Here is a 7361-nt window from a genome sequence, read left to right on the forward strand (position 1 = left end):
CGGGTCTTGGTCCGCCGGGGACGAGGCCCGGACCACATCGGCGGCCGTAGATTCCCTCCGGTGTGGGACCGCCCGGAGTTCCTGAGGCTGCCCGATCGGGCGGGAAAGCCCCGGTCGGCCGGGATCACGCACGTCCTCGACAAGGGGGCCCCGATCGCCGTCGTCGACGGTCTCCTCACGACCGCCGCGGACCTCGTCGACGTGGTGAAGATCGGCTGGGGGATCGGCTACCTGGACCGGGCCCTCAAACAGCGGGTGGCCGCCTACCAGCGTGCCGGGATCCTCGTCTGCCTCGGTGGCACGCTCGTCGAGATCGCGGCGGCGCAGGGCGAGCTGACCGCGCTGCGCCGGTGGGCGGCCGGTGAGGGGATCGACGCCCTCGAGGTGTCCAACGGCCTCGGCTGGATGGGTCCGGGTGCCCAGTGCGCGCTCGTCGCCGAGCTCGCCGAGGACTTCACGGTCCTCGCGGAGGCCGGGGCGAAGGACGCCGCCGCACCCGTCGCCGCGGCGGAATGGGCCGACGAGATGACCGCCGACCTCGCCGCGGGCGCCGCGTGGGTGATCGCCGAGGGCCGCGAGTCCGGCACCGTCGGGATCTACGACGGCGACGGCGCGGTGCGCGTCGCCCTGGTGGAGGACCTGGCCGCGGCCGTCCCCGTCGAGCGGGTGATCTTCGAGGCGCCCGCCAAGGCCCAGCAGGCGTGGTTCGTCCGCCGGTTCGGCGCCGACGTCAACCTCGGCAACATCGCCCCCGACGACGTCCTGCCCCTGGAGACGCTGCGCCTGGGCCTGCGCGCCGACACCGCCGTCGAGCCGACAGCGCCGTGAAGCCGTGAAGCCGTGACCGCGATCCCGCCCGCCCCGCCGAACACCCGCTCGCACCCCTACCGCGGGCTCTCGGTGCAGGACGTCGACATCCCGCTGACCCCGGAGGCGGTCGAGGAGCACCTGATGGGCCGGGAGGTCTACCGGCGCACCGACTACCTCGCGCTGCGCCATGGTGGGGCGACCTGCCTGGTGGAGGTGCGCAAGGCCGACACCGCGCCGCTGTTCTCCCCGGTGGTCGCGCTGCGCGTCCTGTCCGGGCCGGACGGGACCGCGTGGGTCCACGACCCCGGCGTCGATGTCGGCAACGCCACCGCACTGGCCCGGGTCGCGGTCCCCGGGGCCCTCACGACCGTGGTGCTCGGCCGGTTCGAGCACGTCAACTTCATCCACCGGCCCGCCCCGGTCCGCGTGCGGGTGACCGAGGTGGTGCCGCCGTCCCCGGCGAAGCTGTTTGCCCAGGCCGACCAGTGCGTGGCGTTCGACGAGGACCTGCCACCGATCGAGCTCGTCCTGGACGCGGTCCGGGTCGAGGACGTCGCCGCGGCGCACCCGTCGGCGCACTACCTGCTGCCGTGCCGGGGGTCGGGCGCCGATCTCGGGGACGTCCCGGTCGCCTACCTCGACACCCGCCCCGCCGACCGTGCGGACTGGCTGCTCATCGGGTGCGAGCGCTCGGTGCAGTTCCACGAGCACTTCTACGGCGACGCGCCCCCGCGCGCCGACCTCTGTCCCCGGCGCCGACCCGCCCCGGCCGGCACCGCGGGCATGCCCACGCTGACCAAGTGCTGCCTGCTCGAGCGGGGACTCGAGACCACCGACGAGGGCGGCTGCACGGCCGTGGTGCCGTGGGGCGCGAACCTCGACGAGGTGCGCGAGGGCCTGCGGAAGCTCGTGCTGTGAGCAGCCACCTCACCGACTCGGTCGTCTACGGCCACCTCTGGACCGTCCCCGAGCTGCACGACCTCCTCGACGACGCGGGGCGCACCCGCCTGTGGCTGGAGATCCTCGTCGCGCTCGCGGCCGCGCAGGCCGAGGTCGGCCTCGTCCCGGACGACGCCGCGGCCGCCATCGCCGAGCACGCCCGGCTGGGCCGGATCGACCTCGCCCAGGTCGGTGCCGGGACCCGGGCGACCGGCCACTCCACGCTCGGTCTGATCAACGCGCTGCGGGCCGTGCTGCCCGAGAGCGCGCGGGAGTGGGTCTACTACGGCGCGACCGTGCAGGACGTGACCGACACCTGGTTCGCGCTGGTCATGCGGGCGACCGCCGACGTGGTGGCGCGCGACCTCGGCCGCGTGCGTGCCGCGGCGGTCTCGCTCGCCCGCCGTCACCGGGACACCGTCATGTGCGGGCGCACCCACGCCCAGCCCGGCAAGCCGATCACCTTCGGGTTCAAGGCCGCGGTGTGGGTCGACGAGCTGGATCGGCACCGGGACCGGCTCGCCCAGCTCCGCCCGCGGGTCGAGGTCGTCCAGCTCGGCGGCGCGCTGGGCACGCTGGAGTTCTGGGGACCCGCGGCGCTCGACCTCGTCGGGGCCTTCGCCGCGCGGCTCGGGCTCGGCGCACCGGATCTGCCGTGGCTCACCGCGCGCGACCGGGTGGCGGAGTTCCTCGGGTTCCTCGCCCTGGTCACCGGCACCCTCGCGAAGATCGGCACCGAGATCGTCGAGCTGTCGCGCCCGGAGATCGGCGAGGTGGGCGAGCCCGTCGTCGCCGGCACCGTCGGCAGCATCACCATGCCGCACAAGCGCAACCCCGAGCTCTCCGAGCACCTGGACACGCTCGCCCGGATCGTCCGCGCCGACGCCGGGGTCGCCCTCGAGGGGCTCGTCGCCCTGCACGAGCGCGACGGCCGGGGCTGGAAGGCCGAATGGCTCGCGCTGCCGGAGGCCTGCCAGCTCACCGGGGCCGCGCTCGGGTTCGCGACGCGACTGCTCGAGGGCCTCACCGTCGACGCGCCGCGGATGCGGGCGAACCTGGACTCCCACGGCGCGGCGCTCGCCTCGGAGCCGCTCATGGCCGCCCTCGCCGCCCGGATCGGGAAGCACTCCGCCCACGACGCGGTGTACGCCGCGGCGATGGCCGCCCGCGACGAGGGCGTCGACCTCGGGGAGCGGCTCGTCGCGGAGGGGCTGCTGCGCCCGGAGGAGGTCGACGCCGCGCGGGATCCCGCACGCTCCCTCGGCGCGGCCACGGCGTTCGTCGACCGGGTCCTCGCGCGGGACCCGGCCGGCCCGCCGACGTGAGGGGCGCGTCGTGACCGGCCCGCTCGCCGTGCCCCGGGTCCGGCTCGCGACGCTGCCGACCCCGCTGCACCCGGCGCCGCGGCTCTCGGAGGCCGCAGGCGTCGAGATCTGGCTCAAGCGCGACGACCTCACCGGGCTGGGCCTCGGCGGGAACAAGGTGCGGGGGCTGGAGTACCTGCTCGGCGACGCCCTCGCCCGCGGGTGCGACCACCTCGTCACCGGCGGCGGCCCCGGCTCCAACTGGGCGATGCTGGCCGCGCTCGCCGCGCGCCTGCACGGCCTGCGCGCGACGCTCGTCTGCTACGGCGACGAGGTGCCCGCCGTCGGGAACATGGCGCTGGCCCGGACCGCCGGGGCGGGCGTGCGGTTCACGGGCGACGCGGACCGCGCGTCGGTGGACCGCGTGGTGGAGGAGGTGGCCGACGCGCTGCGGACCGCGGGGGCCCACCCGTTCGCCCTGGGCCGCGGTGGGGCGACGCCGGTCGGAGCGCTCGGATACGCGACCGCGGCCGTCGAGCTCGCGGGCCAACTCGCCGCGGCGGAGCTCGGACCGGCGTCGTTCTGGCTCGCCACCGGCTCGTGCGGGACCCAGGGCGGTCTGCACGCGGGGGTCGCGTGGCAGCGGCTGGGCCGGGTCGTCGGGGTGACCGTGAGCCGGCCCGCCGCGGAGTGCGTCGAGCGGGTCAGCGCCCTGGCCCGCGGGGTCGCCGACCTGCTCGGCGTGCCGGACACGGCCGGGCCGCCGACGGTCGTCGACGGGCACCTCGGCCCCGGCTACGGCCGCCGTTCCGAGGAGGGCGACGCGGCGGCGGCGCTGGTGGCGTGCACCGAGGGGGTGTTCCTGGACCCGGTGTTCGCGGCCAAGGCGATGGCGGGCCTGCTGGCGGCCGCGCGGCGGGGTGAGGTCGTCGGGCCGGTGGTGTTCCTGGTCAGCGGGGGTGCGCCCACCCTGTTCACGACACTCTGACCCGACGATCCTCACCCATCCACACCCGAGGCTGTCGTCACTGCGGGCGGAAGTCACCACACGGACGGAGCGTCTGCGGAAAGAGAGGCTCGTCGCGTGTGGCGAGTTGGCCGCGGCCATCACGGAGGTGAAGCGCGCCGTGATCACGGCGTGGTTCCGTCGTGAACAGCAGGACGACGAGTGGCGCACCGCGATGGCGGAAGCAGATCGCCACGGAGCGACGGCGGAGGGCGCACAACTCGTCAAAGCGCACGGCCTTCATCGGTGCCGCGCGCCGGCTCATCGAGGAGGAGCCGGGGCAGGTTGGTCGGAAGCGCCTTGGTCGGTTGACGGCTCGGCTGCACTCGTGAAGCGGGCTCGCTCCTGAATTCACCCGTGACTGCTGGGCACCCGACGCGTGTCGTCGACGATAGGCACTCGATCATGGCGAGTGTCACCAGACCTGCTGGCTCTGCCGATGCCGGCTCTCGGCATGATCAACTGCCTATCGTCAGTCGACAAGGGTCACCCGGATGGATCGTGTTCCTGGTCGGTGTGCTGATACCCCTGACTCAGCCGGGCGACCCGAGCGCGGCGACGCGCCGTCGGAGCTCGGCCTCGGCGTCGTCGAAACCGGCACGGCGGGCGCGGGCCGCGTCGCGCGCCTTCTCGGCGACCGAGCAGCACGTCGCGGCCATCCGCCGGACCTCGTCGGGCGCGGCGCCGCCCCGGGAGTCCCGGGAGCTCACGATGCGGGCCGGGTCGAGGACCTCGGCGAGATCGCCCAGCGCCGCCGTGAGCTCGTGCGGCTCCAGCCCGGCCTCCCCGGCGGCGGCGGCCAGATCCTCCCGGGTGATGTCGGCCCCGGTCAGCCCCGCGGCCGCGGCGTGGCGCACGGCGATCCCGACGACGTCGTAGGCGCTGCGGTAGTCCAGGCGTGCGGTGAGCATGAGGTGCTCGGCGAGGTCCGAGGCCTGGGAGAAACCGCCGCGCAGGGCGGCCTCCATGGCGCCCGCGTCGACCTCGAGCCCGGTGACGACGCCGGCCATCAGCCGGGTGGCGCGGGTCGCGAGGTCGAGGGCGCGGGGGACCTCGCCGTACGCGAAGATCAGGTTGTCGCTGCGGGCGGACGGGCTCTTGGCCAGCGCGAGCATCCCGGTCGCGCGCCCGATCAGCACCCCGGCCTCACCGCGGATCATCGTCAGCGCGTACGGGTTGCGCTTCTGCGGCATGAGGATGCTCGTGCGGGTGTGCCCGAGGGCGAGCCGGACCCAGCCGAACTCCGCGCTGCTCCAGATCTCGAGATCCTCGGCGAGGCGGTCGAGCGTGGTGGCCAGGCCCGCCGCGTGCCCGACCAGCGCGGTGTACCCGTCGGACTGCCACATCGCGTCGCGGGTGTGCTCGATGACGTCGGCGAAGCCGAGCAGGTGCGCGATGCGGGCCCGGTCACCGGTGAGCGGGCTGCCGTTGACCCCGCCTGCCCCCGCCGGGCTGCGGTCGACCCCGTCGAGGTCGGCGCCGAGGCGCTCGATCTCGCGCAGCGCCGGGTGGACCATCGCGAGCAGGTAGTGCCCGAACGTCGAGGGCTGGGCGTGCTGCAGGTAGGTCTGGTCGACCATCAGCGTCTCGGCGTGCGCCGCGGCCGTGCGGGCCCCCGCCAGCGCGAAGTCCGCGGCCGCCTCGATCAGGTCGCAGAGATCACGTCGCACCCGCAGGCGCAGCGCGATCCGGACGGCCTCGCGGCGGGGACGGCCCGCGTGCAGCCAGCCCGCGTCGCGGCCGATCGCCGCGGCGAAGCGCTTCTCGCGGCAGTTGTAGACCTCGCCGTGGCGGGCGTCGTACCCGAAGTCCGCCGCGGGGGTCCGGTCGGCCTCGGTGAGCACCGCGACCAGCCCCGGGACGGCCCGTTCCGGGACGACGCCCTGCTCGACGAGCACCAGCAGGTGGGCCAGGTCGGCGACGTTGAGCCCGTCGTGCAGCAGGGGTGCGTCGGCCACCTCCACGGCGAATCCGGCGTCGACGAGCTCTTCGGCGTAGCGGCCGCTCACGGTGTCGAGCATCGTCCGCCGCGCTGCGGGCGACCATGTCCGGACGGGACGAAACCGACCCCGGACCCTGGCCCGGACATCCGGCCGCACGGACGATGGACCCGTGACCGGCCCCGACCGCTACGGCGCCGAGATCTACACGGCTGGGCTCGACGGCCGGGTCCCCACGCTGCCCACCGATCCCTCCCGGCTCGAGGCCGCCGCGCGCCGCGTGCTGCCTGCGCACGCGTTCGACTACGTCGCGGGAGGCGCGGGGTCGGGCGCGACGATGCGTGCCAACCGGGCGGCCTTCGACCGCGTCGGCCTGGTGCCGCGGATGCTGCGCGGCAACCACCTCCGTGACTGGTCGACCAGGCTCCTGGGCACGTGGATGCCCGCCCCGCTGCTGCTCGGCCCCGTCGGGGTGCAGAGCCTGCTGCACCCCGACGGCGAGCTCGCCACCGCGCGGGCCGCCGCGGCGCTCGGCGTCCCCTCGGTGCTCTCGACGGCCTCGTCGCACACGATCGAGGAGGTCGCCGCCGCGGCGGGCCGCGCACCGTGCTGGTTCCAGCTCTACCGGCCCACCGACGACGACGTGACGGCGAGCCTGCTGGTCCGGGCGCGCACGGCCGGGTTCTCCGTCCTCGTCGTCACCCTCGACACCTGGACGCTCGGGTGGCGCCCGCGCGACCTCGACCGCGCCTACCTGCCGTTCCTGCGCGGGGTGGGCACGGCGATCCCGTTCTCCGACCCCGCCTTCCGTGGCGGTCTGGCCCGGCCCCCGGAGGAGGACCTCGCCGCGGCGGTCCGCCACCGGCAGCGCCTGTTCACCGGGACGGCGTGGGGCTGGGACCGGCTGGCGCCGATCCGGGCGAAGTGGGACGGCCCGATCGTCGTCAAGGGGATCCAGCGCGCCGAGGACGCGCGGCTCGCACTCCAGGCCGGGATGGACGGCGTGATCGTGTCCAACCACGGCGGCAGGCAGGTCGACCGGGCGATCGGGGCGCTCAGCGCCCTGCCCGGCATCGTGGCGTCCGTCGCCGGGCGGGCGCCGGTGCTCTTCGACTCCGGGATCCGCTCCGGCGCCGACGCGGCGGTCGCCCTCGCGCTGGGCGCGGACGCGGTGCTCGTCGGACGCCCGTTCGCGTTCGGACTGGCGCTGGGGGGCCAGGCGGGCGTGCACCACGTCGTGCGCTGCCTGCTCGCGGAGCTGGACACCACCCTCGCCCTGGCCGGCTACCGCGATCTCGCCGACCTGCGCGCCGCCGAGGACGTGGTCGCCGGCGCGCCCTGAGGGCGCGCCGGCGCGGCGTC

At 75.5% G+C, this 7361-nt stretch carries 6 protein-coding genes; 5 read left to right on the top strand and 1 reads right to left on the bottom strand.

Going from position 1 to position 7361, the window contains the following annotated elements:
- Positions 1-60 precede the first annotated feature (60 nt).
- From VGI02_RS02745 to VGI02_RS02760, 4 genes are read left to right on the top strand one after another with little or no spacing between them, the layout of a single operon-like run.
- Positions 61-828 carry a phosphosulfolactate synthase gene (locus VGI02_RS02745; protein WP_331625716.1) on the top strand — a complete coding sequence of 256 codons (768 nt, stop codon included), beginning with the start codon at positions 61-63 and terminating at the stop codon, positions 826-828.
- A 12-nt stretch (positions 829-840) separates the two neighbouring features.
- The gene (locus tag VGI02_RS02750; RefSeq protein ID WP_331625717.1) at positions 841-1728 is read left to right on the top strand and encodes an XcbA family protein; all 888 of its coding nucleotides are present in this window, start codon (positions 841-843) and stop codon (positions 1726-1728) included.
- Positions 1725-3074 carry a 3-sulfopropionylcysteine synthase XcbD gene (xcbD, locus tag VGI02_RS02755; protein WP_331625718.1) on the top strand — a complete coding sequence of 450 codons (1350 nt, stop codon included), beginning with the start codon at positions 1725-1727 and terminating at the stop codon, positions 3072-3074. The genes VGI02_RS02750 and xcbD overlap by 4 nt, the downstream gene beginning before the upstream one ends.
- A 10-nt stretch (positions 3075-3084) precedes the next feature.
- Positions 3085-4041 (top strand): 1-aminocyclopropane-1-carboxylate deaminase/D-cysteine desulfhydrase, encoded by a 957-nt coding sequence (locus VGI02_RS02760; RefSeq protein ID WP_331625719.1) that lies wholly within the window; start codon positions 3085-3087, stop codon positions 4039-4041.
- A gap of 551 nt (positions 4042-4592) precedes the next feature.
- Here VGI02_RS02760 and VGI02_RS02765 read toward each other — a convergent pair.
- Entirely contained in the window at positions 4593-6068 is a 1476-nt protein-coding gene (locus VGI02_RS02765) for a lyase family protein (RefSeq protein WP_331625720.1), read from the bottom strand.
- 103 nt (positions 6069-6171) lie between these two features.
- Here VGI02_RS02765 and VGI02_RS02770 point away from each other — a divergent pair, with 103 nt between their 5' ends.
- Positions 6172-7341, top strand: coding sequence for an alpha-hydroxy-acid oxidizing protein (locus tag VGI02_RS02770; protein ID WP_414638179.1), 1170 nt, complete (start codon positions 6172-6174; stop codon positions 7339-7341).
- Positions 7342-7361 lie beyond the last annotated feature (20 nt).

This window comes from Actinomycetospora sp. (assembly GCF_036497245.1).
Lineage (GTDB): Bacteria > Actinomycetota > Actinomycetes > Mycobacteriales > Pseudonocardiaceae > Actinomycetospora.